Annotated in this window: 20 protein-coding genes and 1 pseudogene; 9 read left to right on the plus strand and 12 right to left on the minus strand. The window is 65.5% G+C overall.

Annotated elements, in window-relative coordinates; translation table 11 throughout:
• Positions 1–5: 5 nt before the first annotated feature.
• The gene (locus ACOQPH_RS11125; RefSeq protein WP_420621457.1) at positions 6–1,004 is read right to left on the minus strand and encodes a 3-isopropylmalate dehydrogenase; all 999 of its coding nucleotides are present in this window, start codon (positions 1,002–1,004) and stop codon (positions 6–8) included.
• A 149-nt stretch (positions 1,005–1,153) separates the two neighbouring features.
• Between ACOQPH_RS11125 and ACOQPH_RS11130 the strand changes: the two genes are divergently transcribed.
• From ACOQPH_RS11130 to ACOQPH_RS11145, 4 genes are all read left to right on the plus strand, one after another.
• On the plus strand, positions 1,154–1,621 hold the full coding sequence (locus tag ACOQPH_RS11130) for a GreA/GreB family elongation factor (protein ID WP_420621458.1): 468 nt from the start codon (positions 1,154–1,156) through the stop codon (positions 1,619–1,621).
• Positions 1,622–1,685: 64 nt separating this feature from the next.
• A complete protein-coding gene (gene leuC, locus ACOQPH_RS11135; RefSeq protein ID WP_420621459.1) occupies positions 1,686–3,137 on the plus strand; it encodes a 3-isopropylmalate dehydratase large subunit in 1,452 nt (483 codons plus the stop codon).
• A gap of 65 nt (positions 3,138–3,202) precedes the next feature.
• Positions 3,203–3,793, plus strand: coding sequence for a 3-isopropylmalate dehydratase small subunit (leuD, locus tag ACOQPH_RS11140; protein WP_420621460.1), 591 nt, complete (start codon positions 3,203–3,205; stop codon positions 3,791–3,793).
• 169 nt (positions 3,794–3,962) lie between these two features.
• Positions 3,963–4,553 (plus strand): Panacea domain-containing protein, encoded by a 591-nt coding sequence (locus tag ACOQPH_RS11145; protein ID WP_420621461.1) that lies wholly within the window; start codon positions 3,963–3,965, stop codon positions 4,551–4,553.
• Here the strand turns inward: ACOQPH_RS11145 and ACOQPH_RS11150 are convergent.
• Complete coding sequence (locus tag ACOQPH_RS11150) at positions 4,540–5,310, minus strand: glutamine amidotransferase-related protein (RefSeq protein WP_420621462.1); 771 nt, start codon at positions 5,308–5,310, stop codon at positions 4,540–4,542. The two genes, ACOQPH_RS11145 and ACOQPH_RS11150, sit on opposite strands and share 14 nt — an antisense overlap.
• A 7-nt stretch (positions 5,311–5,317) precedes the next feature.
• The gene (locus ACOQPH_RS11155; RefSeq protein ID WP_420621463.1) at positions 5,318–6,430 is read right to left on the minus strand and encodes an LLM class flavin-dependent oxidoreductase; all 1,113 of its coding nucleotides are present in this window, start codon (positions 6,428–6,430) and stop codon (positions 5,318–5,320) included.
• 261 nt (positions 6,431–6,691) lie between these two features.
• Between ACOQPH_RS11155 and ACOQPH_RS11160 the strand changes: the two are divergent.
• The 4 genes and pseudogenes from ACOQPH_RS11160 to ACOQPH_RS11175 form a co-directional block, all read left to right on the plus strand.
• Positions 6,692–7,362: pseudogene (locus ACOQPH_RS11160) on the plus strand (ATP-binding cassette domain-containing protein); the annotation flags it as partial.
• Positions 7,363–7,460: 98 nt separating this feature from the next.
• Complete coding sequence (locus ACOQPH_RS11165) at positions 7,461–8,171, plus strand: ATP-binding cassette domain-containing protein (protein ID WP_420621464.1); 711 nt, start codon at positions 7,461–7,463, stop codon at positions 8,169–8,171.
• A gap of 168 nt (positions 8,172–8,339) precedes the next feature.
• The gene (locus tag ACOQPH_RS11170; RefSeq protein ID WP_420621465.1) at positions 8,340–9,635 is read left to right on the plus strand and encodes an amidohydrolase family protein; all 1,296 of its coding nucleotides are present in this window, start codon (positions 8,340–8,342) and stop codon (positions 9,633–9,635) included.
• A gap of 89 nt (positions 9,636–9,724) precedes the next feature.
• Positions 9,725–9,952 (plus strand): hypothetical protein, encoded by a 228-nt coding sequence (locus tag ACOQPH_RS11175; protein WP_420621466.1) that lies wholly within the window; start codon positions 9,725–9,727, stop codon positions 9,950–9,952.
• A 60-nt stretch (positions 9,953–10,012) separates the two neighbouring features.
• On the opposite strand, the gene ACOQPH_RS11180 is transcribed toward ACOQPH_RS11175, so the two are convergent.
• Together ACOQPH_RS11180 and ACOQPH_RS11185 are read right to left on the minus strand one after the other, a co-directional pair.
• Entirely contained in the window at positions 10,013–10,954 is a 942-nt protein-coding gene (locus tag ACOQPH_RS11180; RefSeq protein WP_420621467.1) for a hydroxyacid dehydrogenase, read from the minus strand.
• A gap of 1 nt (position 10,955) precedes the next feature.
• Positions 10,956–12,182, minus strand: a complete 1,227-nt coding sequence (locus ACOQPH_RS11185; RefSeq protein ID WP_420621468.1) for a pyridoxal phosphate-dependent aminotransferase — start codon at positions 12,180–12,182, stop codon at positions 10,956–10,958.
• 198 nt (positions 12,183–12,380) lie between these two features.
• Here ACOQPH_RS11185 and serC point away from each other — a divergent pair, with 198 nt between their 5' ends.
• The gene (gene serC / locus ACOQPH_RS11190; RefSeq protein ID WP_420621469.1) at positions 12,381–13,529 is read left to right on the plus strand and encodes a phosphoserine transaminase; all 1,149 of its coding nucleotides are present in this window, start codon (positions 12,381–12,383) and stop codon (positions 13,527–13,529) included.
• 51 nt (positions 13,530–13,580) lie between these two features.
• Here the strand turns inward: serC and ACOQPH_RS11195 are convergent, their stop codons facing one another.
• The 7 genes from ACOQPH_RS11195 to ilvB form a co-directional block, all read right to left on the minus strand.
• Entirely contained in the window at positions 13,581–14,141 is a 561-nt protein-coding gene (locus ACOQPH_RS11195; protein ID WP_420621470.1) for an RDD family protein, read from the minus strand.
• A 7-nt stretch (positions 14,142–14,148) separates the two neighbouring features.
• Positions 14,149–14,406, minus strand: a complete 258-nt coding sequence (locus ACOQPH_RS11200) for an RDD family protein (RefSeq protein WP_420621471.1) — start codon at positions 14,404–14,406, stop codon at positions 14,149–14,151.
• Positions 14,407–14,488: 82 nt separating this feature from the next.
• A complete protein-coding gene (locus ACOQPH_RS11205) occupies positions 14,489–15,010 on the minus strand; it encodes an RDD family protein (protein WP_420621472.1) in 522 nt (173 codons plus the stop codon).
• A 118-nt stretch (positions 15,011–15,128) separates the two neighbouring features.
• Complete coding sequence (locus ACOQPH_RS11210; protein WP_420621473.1) at positions 15,129–15,752, minus strand: YqgE/AlgH family protein; 624 nt, start codon at positions 15,750–15,752, stop codon at positions 15,129–15,131.
• A gap of 38 nt (positions 15,753–15,790) precedes the next feature.
• Positions 15,791–16,828, minus strand: a complete 1,038-nt coding sequence (gene ilvC / locus ACOQPH_RS11215) for a ketol-acid reductoisomerase (RefSeq protein ID WP_420621474.1) — start codon at positions 16,826–16,828, stop codon at positions 15,791–15,793.
• 102 nt (positions 16,829–16,930) lie between these two features.
• Entirely contained in the window at positions 16,931–17,452 is a 522-nt protein-coding gene (gene ilvN, locus ACOQPH_RS11220) for an acetolactate synthase small subunit (protein WP_420444818.1), read from the minus strand.
• On the minus strand, positions 17,449–19,203 hold the full coding sequence (gene ilvB / locus ACOQPH_RS11225; protein WP_420621475.1) for a biosynthetic-type acetolactate synthase large subunit: 1,755 nt from the start codon (positions 19,201–19,203) through the stop codon (positions 17,449–17,451). The genes ilvN and ilvB overlap by 4 nt, the downstream gene beginning before the upstream one ends.
• Between the last annotated feature and the right edge of the window lie 250 nt (positions 19,204–19,453).

Consider the following 19,453-nt stretch of genomic DNA (forward strand, 5'->3'; position numbering starts at 1 on the left):
AGGCGTCATCCCTCCTCGACACCGGCCAGGATCGCCTTGGCAATCTCGTCGGTGCCGATGTCGGGCACGGATTCATCGGCAACTACGGCGTCGCACGCCGCCCGAACCCGATCTGCGCAGTCTGCCTCTCCCAGGAACTCGAGCATGAGCACAGCTGAGAGAACTGCCGCAGTCGGATTCGCAAGACCTTTGCCGGCGATGTCAGGTGCCGATCCGTGCACCGGCTCGAAGAGCGACGGGCCCGTTCGGTCCGGGTTGAGGTTGGCCGAGGCCGCAAGCCCGATGCCACCCGCCACGGCGCCGCCGAGATCAGTGAGGATGTCGCCGAACAGGTTGTCAGTGACGATCACCTCGTAGCGGTGCGGATCTTCCACGAAGTGAATGCAGGCGGCGTCGACGTGGCTGTACGCAGTCTCCACGTCGGGGTACTCGGCGGCGACCTCGTTGAAGGTGCGTTCCCACAGGTCGCCGGAGAACGTCAGCACGTTGGTCTTGTGGACCAACGTCAGGTGACGGCGTTGGTGGGTGCGCGCCAGCTCGAAGCCGTATCGAATGGCGCGCTCGGCCCCCATGCGGGTGTTGACAGAGCCCTGCGTGGCGATCTCATGAGGTGTGCCCTTGCGCAGGAACCCACCCTCGCCTGCATAGGTGCCCTCAGTGTTCTCGCGGATCACAGTGAAGCTGTGGCCGTCGGACAGGGTGAACGGGCGCAGGTTCACGTACAGATCCAGCTCGAAGCGGGCCTTCAACAACAGGCCGCGCTCAATGACGCCCGGCGGGACTTCCGGCGTGCCCACGGCGCCGAGCAGGATGGCGTCGAAGGTACGCAACTCTTCCAGGGTCTCGTCGTCGAGCACCGTGCCATCTCGCAGGTAGCGATGGCCGCCCAGCTCGAATTCAGTCGTCGAGATGCTCGCGCCGGCGGCGGCAATCACATCGAGCGCGACCGAGATGACCTCGGGTCCGATTCCGTCTCCTCCGATGACTGCGATGCGATGAGTCACTGTGGTGTCCTTTGCCGATTCGTGTTGGCAAGTCTGCCGTCAACGCCTCGGGGACGCCCTGAGGCGCAGGTGCCGACGCCTTAGGTACGCCCTGCGGCGCAAATGCGATGGTGAGTGTGCCTTGAGAAGCCCTCGGTAACCTCGCGCAGGTGCGCGAGATCCATCACATCTCAGCGGAGACCCACGATCGGCTGCAGACCGAGTTCACCGATCTGACCGGTCGCGGTCGTATCGACATCGCTGCGCAGATCGAAACGGCCCGCCTGCTCGGAGACCTGTCCGAGAACGGCGACTACCACGCTGCCAAAGAGGAACAGGGGAAGATGGAAGGCCGCATCATGCGGCTGAAGTCGATTCTGGAGAACTGCGAGATCGTCGAGGGATTTGACGACAGCAAGGTGGCACCGGGGCTGGTGGTCTCGATCCGCTTCGAAGGCGACAACGAGGTCGAGCAGTACCTGTTCGGCTCGATCGAGGAACGTCGGCCCGACATAGAGGTCGTCTCGCCTGGCTCGCCGATGGGTCAAGCTCTCGAGGGCGCTCGGGCCGGCCAGACGGTCACCTACGAAGCGAATGGCAACCAGCTGCGCATCGAAGTCGTGGCCATCGAGGCCTGACGATTCGCCCCCTTCGGGTTCCGCCACGTTGGTTTGACAGGTGCACAGGGTCCATAGTGAAGGTGTGACAGACACCACAGCGGCAAACGCATCGAGCGCGGGCGCACCAGCGGCGGGGCCGCGCACGCTCAGCGAGAAGGTTTGGGACCGCCACGTCGTTCGCACCGGCGGCGGCCAGCCCGATCTCCTCTATATCGATCTTCACCTCGTGCATGAGGTGACCTCGCCGCAGGCATTCGAAGGCCTGCGGATTTCAGGCCGCACTGTGCGACGCCCGGACCTCACCGTGGCGACTGAGGACCACAACGTCCCGACTGCAGATCTCCACCTGCCGATCGCCGATCCGATCTCTGCCAGACAGGTCGAGGTACTGCGGACCAACTGCGACGAATTCGGCATCACGCTGTACCCGATGGGCGACCCGGGCCAGGGCATCGTCCACGTCATCGGCCCCGAACGCGGCCTCACGCTGCCGGGCATGACGGTGGTGTGCGGCGACAGCCACACTTCGACGCACGGGGCCTTTGGCGCTCTGGCCTTCGGTATCGGAACCTCCGAAGTCGAGCATGTGCTGGCCAGCCAGACACTGCCACAGACGCGTCCCGCCACCATGGAAGTACGGGTCGAGGGTGCCGCGCCTGCGGGTGTGACCGCCAAGGACATCGTGCTCGCGATCATCGGCCGGATCGGCACCGGCGGCGGCATCGGGCACATCATCGAGTACCGCGGATCTGCGATCCGTGCGCTGTCGATGGAAGGCCGGATGACCGTCTGCAACATGTCCATCGAGGCGGGCGCCAAGGCCGGCATGGTGTCGCCCGACGAAACCACCTTCGAGTACATGGCAGGTCGTCGGCATGTGCCGACCGGTGCCGACTGGGACGCAGCCGTGTCCGACTGGCGGTCGCTCGTCACTGACGAAAGCGCGACCTTCGACCGTACGGTCACCGTCGAGGCCGCATCGCTGCGCCCGCATGTGACCTGGGGCACCAATCCTGCGCATGTCATCCCGATCGACGGCGCCGTGCCTGCACCCAGCGACTTCGAGGATCCCGTCGAAGCCACGACTGCCCAGCGGGCACTCGACTACATGGGACTTGCCGCGGGCACCCGGCTGTCCGACGTACATGTCGACACGGTTTTCATCGGCAGCTGCACCAATTCGCGCATCGAAGACCTGCGAGCTGCTGCAGCAGTCGCACGGGGACGCAAGGTGGCCGACGGCGTCCGGACGCTGGTGGTGCCCGGCTCGTTCGCCGTCAAGAGGCAGGCCGAGGCCGAAGGGCTCGACGCGATCTTCACTGAGGCTGGATTCGACTGGCGCGAACCCGGCTGCTCTATGTGCCTGGCGATGAACCCCGACAAGCTCGCGCCCGGCGAGCGCTCGGCGTCGACGTCGAATCGCAACTTCGAGGGTCGGCAGGGGCGGGGCGGCCGGACGCACCTGTGCTCGCCGGAGGTGGCCGCCGCCACGGCGATCGCCGGGCGCTTTGTGACCCCCGACGATCTCGCCTGAACGGCTGCTGAGACCCGCACGGTCAGGTTCGACAGACTCAACACGCTCGACAGAGAGGGAACGGCATGGAGCCAGTACGAGTGCACGAGGGGCGCGCAGTGCCGCTCGATCGCTCCGACGTGGACACCGACCAGATCATCCCCAGCGACTGGTTGAAGCGGGTCGAACGCACCGGCTTCGGTAAGGGATTGTTCAGCGAGTGGCGCGACGAGCGCGACTTTGTGCTGAACGACGAGCGCTTCGCCGGCGCCACGGTGCTGGTGGCTGGTTCCAACTTCGGCACTGGCTCGTCACGGGAGCACGCCGTGTGGGCGCTCATGGACTACGGATTCGTTGCGGTGGTCTCGCCCCGCTTCGGGGACATCTTCCGCAACAACTCCACCAAGAACGGTCTCGTGCCGGTGCAGGTGTCCGAGGAGGCCGCAGCACGCCTGCGTGCCGCCGTGGACGAAGACCCGAACCTGATCGTGACCGTCGACGTGGAGCGGCTCTTGCTCAGCGCCCCTGCCGCGGGCATCGAGGAATCGTTCCCGATGGACGACGCCACCCGGGAACGCTTCTTGGAGGGCCTCGACGACATCGGCATCACGATGCGCAGCGTCGCTGCCATCGATGGCTACGAGACGACCCGTCCCGACTGGATGCCCACGACCTGACTGCGCAGCAGCCCAGGCGGGACGCAACGCCGCCGGGAGGCAGCAATCAGATGCTCGATGGGCTTGCGGGCCACCGTTCCATGACTCAATGGGGGCGACCGTCTCCGGCAGCGAGTCACACCCCGTTGGCAGGGTGTCTGGCAGGATGAAGAGAGATGGGAGGGCCGCTGTGGCAGCAGTAGAGCTCACCGACGTGTCCCGCTACGGCATGGATGCGCCGCCAGGTGACGAGCGGCTCCAAGAAGCGATCTTGTACGTCGCGCGCCGGCTCGAAGACGACCCCGCGGGTCGCGGCGCGGTCAAGTTGAACAAGATCCTGTGGTGGGCCGATTTCGAGAGCTTTCGGGAACGGCTCCGGTCGGTGACCGGTGCCATGTATCAGAAGCTCCCGGAGGGGCCGGCACCGGTGCGCCAGGTTCCCGCACGCGAGGCTCTGATCGAGGAGGGTGCCGTCGAGCTGCGTCAACGCGATATTGGAGCGCCTCACCCCGAGAACGTTCTGCGCCCCTTGCGGGAGCCTCAGCAGCTATTCGATGCTGACGACCTCCACTACCTCGATATGGCGCTTGACAAGTTTCGCGGCATGACCGGGGGTGAGTGCAGTGAGTTCAGCCACTGGGCGAGCGTCGGCTGGCGTGCTGTCGACTTCGAGCAGGTCATCCCGTATGAGACTTCCATCATCGACCCTCGACCGCTCACCGAAGAAGCCCGTGCGCGGGGCGTGGAAATGGCGATCGCGGCCGGGTTCATTGCGGAGTAACAGCTGCATCGTGGCCGTCGGCGGCTGCCTGCGTGCCGGCGAAGAAACGCAGCATCCAGGTTGCGGCGAGTTCCTGGTTGCAGGGCGTGGACAGACTGGTCTTGGCCTCGGCCACAACGTCTGTGCCCAGCAACTCGGTGCGGCTCTCGTACAGCGGCCCGACGAATTCGGGTTGGAATTCTGGGTGACCTTGCAGTCCGATGAGGTGGTCCCCCACCGCCAGCATCGCGATCGGGCATCGGTCAGCGCCTGCCAACACGAGGCCACCGGGGGGCAGTGACACCACCTGGTCTTGATGGCTGTGGATGAGGCGGATCTCGTCCGATTGCGGATCCATCCACTCGCGGTGCTCATGAATCTTCCAGACGTTCGCGCCGACCGTCCAGCCATGGGGCGCCCGCTGCACCGTGCCACCGAGCGCGTGGGCGATCATCTGGTGACCGAAACAGACGCCGAACATCTTGCGACGCTCAGCGTGCAGCTGCCGCACGAAGTCGGCGAACTGGGTGATCCAGGGCACGTCGTCATACACCGAGGCTCGAGTGCCGGTGGTCATCCAGCCGTCGTAGGCGTCGAGGTCATCGGGCCATTCGCCATCGGGAAGGCTGAAGGTGTCCATCTCGACGCTCGGGTCCACCCGCGCAATCACGTCGGCGAACATGTCCGAATAGGTGCCGCAGATAGATCTCAGCTCACCCACGGGATCGTCGCAGCGCAACAGGCCCAAGCGCAGAGTGTCCGAAGCGGGCCCTGACATGTGACGCTCAGCGGAACGACGAGACGAGCGCCTCGCCAGAGCCGGTCTCCAGCGACTCCAGCAAGCCCTGCTCACGCAGGATCGGCATCACGCCCTCGCCGAACCAATAGGCCTCTTCAAGGTGCGGATAGCCCGACAGGATGAACTCGTCAAAGCCCAGTTCGTGATATTCGGCAATTCGGTCGGCTACCTCGGCGTAGCTGCCCACGAGTGCGGTGCCAGCGCCTCCCCGAACGAGCCCGATGCCCGACCAGACGTTGGGATGGATCTCAAGTCGGCCGCCCTGTTCTGAGTGCAGTTGCGCCATCCGGCGCTGGCCTTCGGACATGGTGGTGGCGAAGTCGGCTTGGGCCGAAGCGATCGCCTCGGGGCTCATGTGGGCGAGCATGTCGTCCGCCACGGCCCAAGCATCAGCAGCATCGGGCCGGGTGATGACGTGAAACCGGATGCCGAACCGCAGAGTGCGTCCCTGTTCGGCCGCCAGCGTCCGCATGCGACCCAGGCGTTCAGTCACCATGTCTGGCGGTTCGCCCCAGGCGAGATACACGTCGACGTGAGTCGCCGCGATGCGTTCGGCCGCGGGCGACGCTCCGCCGAAGTACACGGGCGGCACCGGATCGGGAACATCGCGGGTCGTTGCCCCGGCGACCTTGTAGAAGTCGCCGTCGAAGTCGAACGGGTCCCCGCTCCACGCCTCACGCACAATCTGCAGAAACTCGCCCGTACGGGCATAGCGAGTGTCCTTGTCGAGCCAGTCGCCGAAGCGATTTAGCTCGCGTGGCTCTGCTCCGGTCACGATGTTGAGCAGCAATCGGCCGCCGGTGAGCCGCTGGTAGGTGGAAGCCATCTGTGCGGCGAGCGTCGGCGAGAGGAATCCGGGCCTGAACGCCACCAGGAACTTGATGCGGCGCGTCAGCGGCGCCAGGGCGATGGTGGAGAGCCAGGCGTCCTCGCACATCGTCCCGCACGGCGTGAGCATCCCCTCGTAGCCAAGCTGATCGCAGGCAGTCGCGATCTGGGCGAGATAGTCCATCGACGGCGCCCGCCAATGCGCGCCCGGCTCGTCGGGCAGTACGTCGCGCGAGTCGCCTCCGGTTGGCAAGAACCAGTGGACCTTCATCGGCCGAGCACCTCGCCTGCAACGTCGCGCCGGGCTCCGCAGACAACGGGCGCCGACTGCGGTGGGGGATGGCGACGTCGGTTACGGTAGCGCCGGCTCCACGGGAGCCCGGTCAAGATCTTGCTGGCTGTGGTCGCACCCGACTACCTTCGCATCCGCATCACGCCAGGAGATCCAACCACCGTCATCATCGGCGACGGCCTGCAGGACGTCTGCAAACCCATGCTGCGCGAGCGCTGAGCAGTGTCTCCCAGTTTCGGCGTGTCACGGCTGTCAGTGCGGGGGTTGACCGTCCGATTCGATGACTTCACTGCAGTGTCGGATGTCTCTCTGGATCTCCATGACGGCGGAACTCTTGCGGTGGTCGGTGAATCGGGTTCGGGAAAGTCGGTGACTGCTCTATCGATCATGCGGCTCATCGAGATCGGAACGAGAGCCACTATCGACAGCGGGGAGGTGCTGTTCAGGCACGACGATGGACAGGTTGTCGATCTGCTCAAGCTCGCCGAACCGCAGATGCGCTCCATTCGGGGCAACCGGATCTCGATGATCTTCCAAGAGCCGCTGACCAGCCTGAATCCCGTGTACACCGTCGGCAGCCAGATCGGCGAGGCGCTGCGACTGCACCGCGGCATGAATCGCGCGCAGGCGCGGCAGCGGACCCTAGAGATGCTCGACCGAGTGCGGATTCCCGACGCCGCACGCCGGATCGACTAATACCCCATGAGATGTCGGGCGGGATGCGACAGCGAGTGATGATCGCGATGGCACTTGCCTGTGACCCGGCAATTCTCATCGCCGACGAGCCCACAACCGCCCTCGACGTGACGATCCAGGCGCAGATCCTGGCGCTGATGGCCGAGATGCAGCGCGAAACGGGCGCCGCGGTGCTGATCATCACCCACGACATGGGCGTCGTCGCCGAGATTGCCGGTCACTCCGATCCCCGGCGATTCGAGCTGCTTGATCCCAATGAGGCAGGCGACACAGAATCGCTTGCCGCGAGGACGGCCAAGGGAAGCACCGACGCATGACGACGTCGGCCGCTGGGACACCAATCGTCGAAGTCGACGCTCTCACCAAACACTTCCCAGCTCCGGGCAAGGCGCGTGTGCACGCCGTCGAGCAGGTCAGCCTGCAGGTCGGACGGGGCGAGACACTCGCGATCGTCGGCGAGAGCGGCTGCGGAAAATCAACACTGGCGTATCTGATCATCCGTCTGCTCGACCCGACAAGCGGCACGATCCGCCTCGATGGCACGGACATCACCAACCTCGGGCCGAGCGCCCTGCGCCCCCATCGTCGCAAGGTCCAGATCGTCTTCCAAGATCCGTTCGCCAGCCTGGATCCACGCCGACCGATCGGCAAGGCCATCGGCGAACCGCTGGAGATTCACCGGGCCGTGCCACGCCGGGGGATCAACGATGTGGTGGCGACGCTGCTGCAGCGCGTGGGCATGTCTGCCGACGACATGTCGCAATACCCGCACCAACTCTCGGGTGGGCAGCGTCAACGCATTTGCATCGCCCGGGCGCTCGCGCTGCGCCCTGAACTCGTGATCGCCGATGAGGCCGTGTCAGCGCTGGACGCCGTGCCGATCGCCGATCCGCGGCAGCGCCGTACTGATCGGTCGGTGCGCACCGACGAGATCCCGAGCCCCGTATTCGAGCCCGGCACAGCTCCCGAGCCAGTCGTGCTCACCGAGATCGAACCCGGCCACCTCGTGGCACGAGAGGAGTAATACCGATGAACGCAGACACACCTGGCGCCTCCGAGCCATTCGTGATCTACCCGGCGCGGCACGTTGCGGGCCGGCTGGCTCAAGCGAAGCCTTGGCGTGCCAGAATCGTCTGGAGCCGGACCGACTCGGCTCTCACGGTCCCCACCTCGCTGACTCTGGAGCCCTGACATGACGACGCTCATTCCGCAACCGGATGTCAACAATGTGTGGCGTCTCGAGACACCCGGCAACACCGGCTGGCTGCGTTCAGCTCGGCCGGATGCGGCCGACAAGTTCTTCATGTGCTCTGCCGATGGTCACGTCCAAGAGCCGAACACGTTCCTGTTCGACCGTATCGACCCCGACTACCACCATCGGCTGCCGACCATTGCCGTCAGCAAGGACATGGATCCCCATGGCAAGGGCGATAAGGACGCAGCCGGAAACGACACTGCTGAGGAGCAGTTCTTCCAGAAGGCCGAGGGCTTCCGTCCGGCCAAGCTGAACTGGACCAAACCGTTCGAGGGTCACGAGAAGCTGCGCAATCAGTCGGGTCGCGACCCCGAGTCACGCGTGCGTGACCTGGCACTGGACGGCTGTGACGCCGAGGTTCTGTTTCCGAACAAGGGCCTCACTATCTGGGCCACGCCTGACGCCGATTTCAGTCACGCAATGTGCCGGGCCTACAACGAGTGGGCCTGGGAGGAGTTCGCCGACTACAACGACCGGCTCGCTCCGATGGCCTGCATCGCCCCCGCAGCGCTGGACAAGGCGATCGCCGAGATCCAGCGTTGCGCTCCGCTCGGGTTCAAGGGACTGAGCCTGCCGTGCAAGCCCGTCTTCGGGCCACCTGACGTCGACGACCCGAACTACAACCTGCGCGAGTTCGAGCCGTTGTGGGACTGCATCGACGACGTCGATCTGCCGGTCACGTTCCACGTCTCGACGGGTCGCGACCCGCGCACCGCTCGTAGCCAGGGCGGAGCCGTCATCAACTACGCCGTGCATTCGCTGGCGCCGACTATGGAACCGCTGGTCAACGTCTGTGCTTCAGGCGTCGCGGAGCGACACCCGAACCTGCGCTTCGGTGCCATCGAGGCTGGCATCGGCTGGGCGCCATGGATGCTGGGTGCCATGGACGAGGCGTATCTCAAGCACCACATGTGGGTCCGGCCAAAGCTGGAGCTGCTGCCCAGCGAGTACTTCAAGCGCCAGGGCTTCGCGAGCTTCCAGGAGGACGCCGCCGGCCTTGATCTTGCCCGCGAGCACGGTCTGGTCGACAACTTCCTGTGGGCGAACGACTTCCCGCATCACGAGGGCTCCTGGCCGTATTCCGCCCAAGCGATCGAGCGCACGATGAGCCATCTCGATGATGGCGAGCGGGCCAAGATCCTTGGTCTCAACGCTGCCCGCATCTTCGGGTTCGAGATTCCTGAGCGCTACCTGCATCACCCCGACGCAGCTGCTGTCGCCGCCCAACGCTGAAACCAGCCAGGCCCCTTTCCTTGCAGATGGCCGACTTCCGGCGCGATGTAGGGTGAACTCAACCCGATCTGACCCGTTGAGGAGTCGAGATGGTCCGCAAGGGACTCGCCAAGTTCGTCAAGAACGTCCGTGGCTTTCTTGCTGCGCTCTCACACTCGAAGAAGAACCCGCCGGCTCCGGACCCCCGCAAGGCGGCCGCCCGGCGCGTGCGTGACGCTATGCACGCCACGCGGGGCAACACGGGATTCAGCACCTCCGGCGCCAACGAGAAGATCTACGGCAATGTCCTCTCGGACGGCCACAAGCAACAGCGATAGAACTCAGCTGACCGCAGCTGAGGGGTCGTGCGCTGGGCAGCCGGCTGGATTGAAGAAGCGCTAGGCGTTGACGGCGTAGGGCACGGGATCGCCGGCCAAGGCCAGGTTCACCTGCTCGGCGATCTGGGTGCCAGCACGGTCTTGAGCTTCGCTGGTGCTCGCACCGAGGTGCGGGGTTGTCACAACCTCGGGACGTCCGAACAGCGGCGAGGCGGTGGCGGGCTCAGTTGCGTAGACATCCATTGCCACGCCGCCCAGCCGTCCCTCCTCCAGCGCGGCCGCTGCTGCCGCCTCATCGAGAATGCCGCCCCGGGCGGCGTTCACGATCAATGCGTGCGGGCGGCACTTGGCGAGGTTCTCGGCGCCCAGCAGGCCGACCGTCTCGGGCGTCCGCGGCATGTGCAACGTGATGATGTCGGAACGCTCAAGCAGCTCTTCGAACCGCACCATGTCGACCCCGGCCGCTCGAGCAGACTCCGGGCTCACATAGGGGTCGTAGGCAATGAGCTCGACGTCGAATGGGGCGATCCGCTGCGCCACCAGGCGGCCGACACGTCCGAGGCCGAGAATCCCGACCGTCTTGCGGTAGATCTCCATGCCGCCCCAGCGGCTGCGCTCCCATCGGCCATTCGAGAGCGCTTGGTGAGCCTGCGGTATGTGGCGAGCCAGCGCCAGCATCAATGCGATGGTCATCTCCGCAGCCGACACGACATTGCTCAACGGCGCATTGCAGACGAGCACACCGCGCTCAGTAGCAGCAGCGACGTCGATGTTGTCGAGTCCCACTCCGGCACGCCCTACGACAACGAGTGCATCACCTGCCGCGAGGAGATCAGCATCTACTTGCGTTGCCGAGCGGACGATCAGCGCCTGTGCCGCGGCGATGGCGTCGCGCAGTTCGTCGGTACTGAGCCCGGTGCGAACATCGACGTCGTGGCCGGCTGCACGCAGCATGTCGAGGCCAGCATCAGCCAGTTCCTCGGCGACCAGGACTCGTGCCATGTCACGCAACCAGATCTGCGATGCGGCTGATGCCTTCGGCCAGATCGTCGAGACCCAGGGCGAACGAGAACCGCGCATAGCCAGGGGCGCCGAACGCCTCACCCGGGACGAACGCCACCTTGGCGTGCTCGAGGATGGCTGCGGCCAACTCCATCGTCGTCGTGACTTCAACGCCGCCGAAACGGCGTACCAGCAGCCCTTCCATGTTCGGGAACGCGTAGAACGCGCCTTCGGGTTCGGGACACTCCACGCCCTCGATGGCGTTGAGCATCTCGGTGATGCGCTGGCGCCGCACCTCAAACGCGGCTCGCATCATCGCGACCGCCTCAAGGTCTCCCGAGACCGCTGCGAGCGCTGCTGCCTGTGCCACGTTGCACACATTGGAAGTGGAATGGCTCTGCAGATTGGTGGCCGCAGCGATCACGTCAGGCGGCCCGGCCATCCACCCGACTCGCCAGCCCGTCATGGCGTAGGTCTTGGCTACACCGTTCAGCACGACGCAGCGGTCGGCGACCTCGGGCACCAGAACAGGCAGCGAGTGATGCTCGGCATCGCCGTAGGTGAGGTGCTCATAGATCTCATCGGTGATCACCCACAAGCCGTGCTCGATTGCCCACTCACCGATCGCAACGATTTCGTCACGGGGGTACACGGCACCGGTCGGGTTCGACGGCGACACGAACAGCAGCGCCTTGGTGCGGTCGGTCCGCGCCGCCTCAAGCTGGTCGACACTGACCTGGAATCCTGACTCGATGCCCGCGAAGACCTCAACTGGGACGCCACCGAATACTCGGATCGCTTCGGGATACGTCGTCCAGTACGGCGCCAGCAGCAGTACCTCGTCACCCGGATCCACCAGCGCGGCCATGGTGTTGTAGACGGCCTGCTTGCCGCCATTGGTGACCAGGAATTGGCTCGCGTCCCAGTCGAGACCGCTGTCGCGCTTGGTCTTGGCGGCAAGGGCGGCTTTCAGCGCAGGCTGGCCGCCGGCCGGGGAATAACGGTGGTTCGCCGAGTCGCGGCACGCGGCCACCGCCGCGTCCACGATGTGTTCGGGTGTCGGGAAGTCAGGCTCGCCGGCGCCGAATCCGATCACGTTCTCGCCTGCAGCCCGAAGTGCCTTTGCCTTGGCATCAACGGCCAGGGTCGCCGACGGGGCGATGCCCGCCAACGCTTCGGAAACCCGTTTGCCGCCCGATGCTCGGCTGGACCCTGGTGAGGTGGGCATGAGGCGACTCCTGACTTGCTGGTTCTGACTTGTTGGTTCGGGTGCATAGCGCGGCCGCGAGCGCCCGACAGTCTCGCCGCCAAGTCGCGCATTCCGGCGCGCGTGGGCCGCGCCGCAAGCCCCACAGACTGGCGTGTCGGCAAATTGTCGGGAAAATGTGGTTGTCGGCAGTGGTGCCGGGCGCAATAGTGGCAGCCGATGGCTGTGTCTCCCTCATCAATTTCCATTCCCGCAGAACTGCGGCCTGCCGACGGGCGCTTCGGCTCGGGACCCTCCAAGGTCCGTCCCGAAGCCGTCAAGGCACTCGCGGCTCGCGCCCTCGACTACATGGGTACATCGCACCGCCGCAGCGGCGTGCGTTCGGTGGTGGGTCGGTTGCGGGCCGCGATGGCCGAGCTGTTCGGTCTCAGCGACGGATGGGAGGTGGTGCTGGGCAACGGCGGCAGCACGGGCTTCTGGGACGCCGCCGCCTTCTCGCTCATCGAGCGCCGGGCCCAACACCTGACCTTCGGCGAATTCTCCGAGAAATTCTCGGCAGTTACGGCGGCAGCGCCCCACCTGGAAGATCCAGTGGTGCTCACGGCGCCGTATGGCAGCCATCCGGTACCCGAGCCCGCCGACCACACCGAGATCGACATGTACGCGCTGACGCACAACGAGACCTCGACCGGCGTGGCGATGCCGCTGTCGCAACCGCAGCTGGGCCCAACCCGACAGGGCGACGCACCGGCGCTCGTCATGGTCGACGCCACCTCGGCGGCGGGCGCGATGACGTGGGACCCGGCCGATGTCGACTGCTACTACTTCGCGCCGCAGAAGGCGTTTGCCGCTGACGGCGGGCTGTGGATCGCGCTGTGCTCGCCGGCAGCGATCGAACGGATCGAGCGGATCGACGTGTCTGGCCGCTACAAGCCCGCCACGCTCGACCTGGCGATTGCCGTACGGAACTCCCGTCAGGACCAGACCTACAACACGCCGGCACTGGCCACGGTCCTGCTGACTCTCGAGACTGCCGAATGGATGCTCAACGGCGGCGGCCTCACCTGGGCCGCGTCTCGCTCGGCTGCCTCCAGTGGTGCCGTATACGGCTGGGCAGCAGAACGGGACTTCGCCGCGCCGTTCGTCACCGATGCCGAGATTCGCTCCCCCGTCGTGTGCACGGTCGACTTCGACGGCGTCAACGCAGACGACATCGCTGCGGCGCTGCGCGCCAATGGCATCGTCGACACCGAGGGCTACCGCAAGCTGGGTCGCAACCAACTGCGCATCGCGGCCTTCCCAGCAATAGAACCGGCCGATGCCGAAGCGTTGACGGCCTGCATCGACTACGTGGTGGAACAGTTATAGAGCCCAGCCGGCGCCCGGCCCAGGCGACTGATGAGTGGAGCACGACCCACCTCAAACCTCGACGAACAGGTTGCCCGTCCTGACGACGACGGTGCCCGCGGCCTTGTCGTGCCAGCCTTGGTTCTTGCGGTCCCAGACGAGACTGAGAGGGCACAGCACTGCGCCGACGAATGCCGCGAGTACTACGGGCGGGGGGAGGAGGCGCGCCAAGGCGGCTACTGGCACCAGCGGTACCGCCCAGCGGATCAGCGACCTGCCCCAACCGGGATGCCCCCCAGTTGACAGATTCACCACTCTGATGTCCACGATCCGCTTGCCGAGCGTTCGGCCCCAGAGCGCTGTCTGCATGACCTCATAGCCGACGAGGAAGAACAGCAGTATCGCAAGGCCGACGAAGAGCCTGCCAGCGGCGCTAGTCCTGGAGTCAACGACGTACATGCCGACAACGTCTCGAGCGATGAACCAGAGCGTGCACACGACCCCTCCGTCCAGGATCCGGGCAACCAATCGAGTTCCAGGACTCGCGAGCCGCACCGTTCCGATGTCATTCACATCGACCCAGCCGGTCCGCCACCTGCTCTGCGCGGCGCGCCTCTCATCGATGTCGCTCATGTGACACCTAGGCCTTGATCACGAGCGTGCCGGCGGCCTTGTCATGCCAGCCCTGATATACCCGGTCCCATGTGAGACTCACCTGACACAGCACCCACCACAGCTCGCCGATCCACGGAATAAACGGCATGGCAGCGAGCACGCTGGGAACCAGCCAGCGCAACAGCGCCTTGTCCCATCTGGGCCGTTCCCCGCTCACGGCGTGCACGACCTTGATCCCGACGATGCGCTTGCCCAACGTCCGTCCCCATACGGCTACCGACACGACCTCATAGACGAGCGTGATACTCGCTCAAGAGTCTCGCGCCAGCCTCGATGTTCAGTCGAGGGTCACCCGGGGAACCCGGTCAAGCCCTGACGACGAGGGTGCCAGCCGCCTTGTCGTGCCAACCCTGATAGACGCGGTCCCAGGTGAGGCTGACGTAGCACAGGATGGCCAAGAGCCAACCGACGATCGGGATGAGCGAGACCAGGCCCGGAATCAACCAGCGGCCGACGGCCTTGCCCCAGCCCGGCACGCCGCCATGCGCTGCGCTGACCACCTTGATGCCGGTCATCCGCTTGCCGAGAGTCTGGCCCCACACAGCGATCTGCACGACCTCATATGCGAGACCGATGGCCAGACCAACCAGGGACATCACGGCGATACCGCCTGAAGAAACCCCTGAACCGTCTCCGGAGGGAGCCAAACCTCCGAAAGCCACTGCGGCGAGAATGAAATAGAAGATGACGACGATGATCCCGTCGAGAATCCGTGCACCGAAGCGTGTCCCTGGTCTTGCCAACTCGACAGTCTCGCCGGTCGCGAGTTCAGCCCAGCCAGTCCGCCGCCCCTCGTCCGAGGTCGGCGGCTCGTTGTAATCGCTCATGGAAGACCTCCGCCATCGATGTGGTGGCCGACAGATTCACAAACGAACCTAGCGCGCTGCGCGAGCGTGCCCCTGTCGTTCGCGCAGCCGCGTATGTCCCGTGAAACAGCCCAACGCGCTAGTTCAGCGCGGGGTCATCGGGATAGTGCGCCAGCAGGCGTGCAGGCGGGCTCTGGCGTGCGAGCACGTCGTACCAGAGCGTCGTGGCATCGGCGGCCAAGTCACCCGGTGTCGAATTGAACACCCACCAGCATCCGGCCTGCAGCTCGCCTCGCAACTGGCCGGGCCCCCAGCCAGCGTGCCCGCCGTAGATGCGTACGGAAACGACCTCATCATCGAGTTCAGACGGATCGGCAGTGAGATCAACCAGGCCGACCTCGCCATTCACTGTGCGCCATGCGCCGGCGGTCTCGGACGACTCGGTGGCAGTGCCCTCGCGATGCTGTGCTTGCACCGTAGGAGCAGCGTCAGTCGCCCCGAGAGCGAGCAGTCCCTGCGGTTCGACCGGCCCGCCGAGCCCGACCGCAGCTCCCTCGGTGAAGCGTGACGCCCAGCGCGGAACCGCTGAAGCGCACGAGATGTCCGAGACGCGATTGATGACGACGCCCAGCGTGCCTGCTTGCTGATGCTCGATCACGAAGACGACGGTGCGATCGAAGTTGGGGTCGACCAAGCGCGGCGTCGACACAAGCAGGTCGCCCGCAGAGGGCACCCGCACCGGCGTCACGACGACTTCGACCACACCCCGATTCTGCCACTGCACCAGCAGAGGCGGTTCGCTCAGGAAACGGCGCCACCTGATGCGGCGGTGACGTCCTGGCGGCCCGCGGTGATCCACGGCATCATCGCCCGCAACTCCGCCCCGACCTGCTCGATGGGATGCTGCTTGCCCTCGGAGACCATGCGGCGGTAGTTCGGCAGCCCGTTGCGGTTCTCATCGATCCACTCTTGGGCGAAGCTGCCGTCCTGGATCTCCGCCAGGATGCGCTTCATCTCCGCACGGGTCTCGTCGGTGATGATGCGCGAGCCGCGGGTCATGTCGCCGTACTCGGCCGTCGTCGAGATCGAGTACCGCATGCCCGAGATGCCGGCCTCGTAGATGAAGTCGACGATCAACTTCACCTCGTGCAGGGTCTCGAAGTAGGCGGACTCGGGCTGATAGCCGGCCTCCACGAGGGTCTCGTAGCCAGCCCGGATCAATTCGGTCAAGCCGCCGCAGAGCACCACTTGCTCGCCGAACAGATCGGTCTCGGTCTCCTCGGCGAACGTGGTCGTCAGCACGCCGCCCCGAGTGCCCCCGATGCCCTTCGCATATGCCAGCGCATCTGCCATCGCACGCCCGCTGGCGTCCTGGTGGATGGCCACGAGCGCCGGCACACCGCCGCCTTCGACGTAGGTGCGTCGCACGTTGTGCCCAGGACCCTTGGGGGCGATCATCCACACATCCACGTCGTCGGGCGGGTTGATCTGGCCGAAGTGGATGTTGAAGCCGTGCGAAAAGGCAATGGCGTTACGCGCCTTCAGGTTCGGAGCGATCGAGGAGTCGTAGATGGCGGCCTGGTCGGTGTCGGGCAGCGCCATCATGATGATGTCGGCCTGTGCAGCCGCGCCCGCAACATCGGCGACACGCAAACCCTCAGACTCAGCCTTCGGCCGCGACGACGAGCCTTCGCGCAATCCCACGACGACGTCCACACCGCTGTCGCGCAGATTCAAAGCGTGGGCATGGCCTTGCGATCCGTAGCCCATGACGGCCACGGTGCGCCCCGCCAGCTGGCCCAGGTCTGCGTCTTCCTCGTAGTAGATGGTTGCAGGCATCGTTGTCGCTCCTCGACCTATGTGAATCGTTCAGGAATCGTGCGGATGGAGTATGCCGAACTCTCCGGTGCGGATCGTGCGGCAGCCCCTTCGCGGGCAGGCTCAGCCGGTCATGCCGACGGCGGGCTCATAGGCATCGAGCGCTCGCAGCGCGATGCGGCCGGTGCGCTGGAGCACATGCAAGCCAAATGGGCGCAATTGACGCTCGCATCGGTCGAGCCGATCCGGATGGGCGCTGACGCTCACAATTGCCTCGCCGTCTGTGTGATCAAGCACGTCCCCCCCGTATTCGGAGATGACCTCGACGACAGCTGCGAGATCGACCGCCCCGACGCGTGCGAGCATCAGCTCGCGTTCGATCGAGTCCGACGGGTGCAACTCGCTGATGTGGATCACATTGATGAGCTTGTCGAGCTGCTTTGCGATCTGGGTGACGTCGGTGTTGTGGACGTCGACCACGATGGTGATGCGGCTGTAGTCGGGATCGCCGGTCGGAGCGACCGCAAGGGAGAAGATGTTGAAGCCGCGGCGGCTGAAGAGACCGGCGATGCGCGCCAGCACGCCGAACTTGTTCTCCACGATGGCCGCGAAGATGTGGAGATCCGGCTCCTGAGGGGCGCTCACGACGGCGCTGAACCCTTCAGCGCAGCTCCGGCATCGCCTTCAGGCCCCAGGATGATGTCGTCGTTGGAGCCGCCGGCTGGCACCATCGGGTACACCTTCTCCTCGGTATCGACGCGGAAGTCGATCACCACGGGGCGGTCGTTGATCGAGTTCGCCTTCATGATTGCGGGCACCACTTCGGAGGCTGATTCCACCCGGATGCCTGCGCAGCCCATGGCCTCGGCCCAGCCCACGTAGTCGGGGTGATCTGCGCTGAGGTACACCTGGCTGTAGCGCTCGGCGTAGAAGAGCTCCTGCCATTGACGCACCATGCCGAGGTAGGCGTTGTTGAGGATGGCCACCTTCACCGGGATGTTCTCGGCGCTTGCGGAAATCAGCTCCTGCGCAGTCATCTGGAAGCAGCCGTCGCCATCGATGGCCCACACGGTGCGGTCGGGTCGGCCCACCTTGGCACCGATGGCAGCCGGCACCGCGAAGCCCATGGTTCCGAGGCCGCCCGAGTTGACCCAGGTGTAGGGGTGGTCGAACTTCCAGTACTGGCTCGCCCACATCTGGTGCTGCCCGACACCCGCCACGACGATCGTGTCGTCGGGCGTGTTATCGCGCAGCTGCTCCACCACGTATTGGGACTTGAGCGGGTGACCGCTCGAGGGCTGGTCATAGCTCAGCGGAAACTGCTCCTGCCAGCCCGAGATCGTCGACTTCCAGACCGACCGGTCCGCCATGGCATCGGTGACGTCGGTGCCGTCGGCAGGCCGCAGCGCAGCGATCAGCGCCTCGACGGCCACCCGGGCGTCACCGGCAATGGCGACGTCGGGCACGCGCACCTTTCCGTGTTCGGCTGGGTCGATATCGACGTGAATGACCTTGGCACCGGGGGCGAAGTGTGCTGGGTTTCCCGTGACCCGGTCGTCAAAGCGCGCCCCGAGGTTGATGAGCAGGTCGGCCTGCTGCATCGCGGTCACCGCCGAGTAGTTGCCGTGCATGCCGGGCATGCCCAGGCAGAGACGATGACGGTCTGGGAACACTCCGCGGGCCATCAAGGTCGTGACGACATGGATATCGCACATCTCTGCGAGCTCACGCAACGCCTCCGCCGCACGTGCCTTCAGCAGGCCCCCGCCCGCGTAGATCACTGGGCGCTGAGCGGTGCGGATCAACGCGGCGGCTTCGGCGATGGCCGCGGGATCGACTTCGCTTCGGGGCCGGTAGCCGGGCAGGTCAACGCTGTCTGGCCAGTACCAGGTCATCATCTCGTTGCTGACGTCCTTCGGCAGGTCGATCAGCACGGGTCCAGGCCGGCCCGTGGTGGCGATGTGAAACGCCTCGGCGACGATGCGCGGGATGTCGGCCGCCTCGGTGACCAGATAGTTGTGCTTGGTGACCGCCATGGTGATGCCCGTGGTGTCGCACTCCTGAAAGGCATCCGAGCCGATCGCCGACATCGCCACCTGGCCGGTCACGACCACCAACGGGATCGAGTCCATGAAGGCATCGCACAACGGCGTCACGATGTTGGTGGCAGCCGGCCCGCTCGTGACCATCGCCACCCCTGGCCTGCCGGTGACGTGCGCGTAGCCCTGCGCCATGTGGCCCGCACCCTGCTCATGGCGCACCAGGACATGGCGGATCGACGAGTCCAGCACCGGGTCGTACACGGGCAGGATCGCCCCGCCAGGCAGGCCGAACATCACCTCGACACCGCTCGTCTCGAGGCTTCGCATCAAGGCCTGAGCGCCCGTGAGCTCCATGAAGTTTCTCCTGCAACGAATCCTGAAATGACTGTGCCCCAAATGACTGAGTCCATAAATGACTGTGCCTCCCGAGCGGGAGGCAGGGCGAGCGCGTCGAAACGGGCTCGCCTTAGGTAAGTACCCCTACGACCTCATTGCGCCTCGCGGGCTCGGCCGGGCAGCCGAACTGGTTCACTCGCGCGCGCATCGACCCATTCTGTCGTGCTTGCCCCGCAGCCACAACTTGAATTGGGCACACACGCGACCG

This window comes from Candidatus Poriferisodalis sp. (assembly GCF_965221945.1).
Classification (GTDB): Bacteria; Actinomycetota; Acidimicrobiia; order Acidimicrobiales; family Poriferisodalaceae; genus Poriferisodalis.

What these genes read in the sequence shown, in the direction of transcription:
- leuD (WP_420621460.1), top strand. Translation starts at nt 3,203, where the DNA reads ATGGAGCCAGTACGAGTGCACGAGGGGCGCGCAGTGCCGCTCGATCGC.
- ACOQPH_RS11150 (WP_420621462.1), bottom strand. Translation starts at nt 5,310, where the DNA reads ATGTCAGGGCCCGCTTCGGACACTCTGCGCTTGGGCCTGTTGCGCTGC.
- ACOQPH_RS11155 (WP_420621463.1), bottom strand. Translation starts at nt 6,430, where the DNA reads ATGAAGGTCCACTGGTTCTTGCCAACCGGAGGCGACTCGCGCGACGTA.
- ACOQPH_RS11165 (WP_420621464.1), top strand. Translation starts at nt 7,461, where the DNA reads ATGACGACGTCGGCCGCTGGGACACCAATCGTCGAAGTCGACGCTCTC.
- ACOQPH_RS11170 (WP_420621465.1), top strand. Translation starts at nt 8,340, where the DNA reads ATGACGACGCTCATTCCGCAACCGGATGTCAACAATGTGTGGCGTCTC.
- ACOQPH_RS11175 (WP_420621466.1), top strand. Translation starts at nt 9,725, where the DNA reads ATGGTCCGCAAGGGACTCGCCAAGTTCGTCAAGAACGTCCGTGGCTTT.
- ACOQPH_RS11180 (WP_420621467.1), bottom strand. Translation starts at nt 10,954, where the DNA reads ATGGCACGAGTCCTGGTCGCCGAGGAACTGGCTGATGCTGGCCTCGAC.
- ACOQPH_RS11185 (WP_420621468.1), bottom strand. Translation starts at nt 12,182, where the DNA reads ATGCCCACCTCACCAGGGTCCAGCCGAGCATCGGGCGGCAAACGGGTT.
- serC (WP_420621469.1), top strand. Translation starts at nt 12,381, where the DNA reads ATGGCTGTGTCTCCCTCATCAATTTCCATTCCCGCAGAACTGCGGCCT.
- ACOQPH_RS11195 (WP_420621470.1), bottom strand. Translation starts at nt 14,141, where the DNA reads ATGAGCGACATCGATGAGAGGCGCGCCGCGCAGAGCAGGTGGCGGACC.
- ACOQPH_RS11205 (WP_420621472.1), bottom strand. Translation starts at nt 15,010, where the DNA reads ATGAGCGATTACAACGAGCCGCCGACCTCGGACGAGGGGCGGCGGACT.
- ilvC (WP_420621474.1), bottom strand. Translation starts at nt 16,828, where the DNA reads ATGCCTGCAACCATCTACTACGAGGAAGACGCAGACCTGGGCCAGCTG.
- ilvB (WP_420621475.1), bottom strand. Translation starts at nt 19,203, where the DNA reads ATGGAGCTCACGGGCGCTCAGGCCTTGATGCGAAGCCTCGAGACGAGC.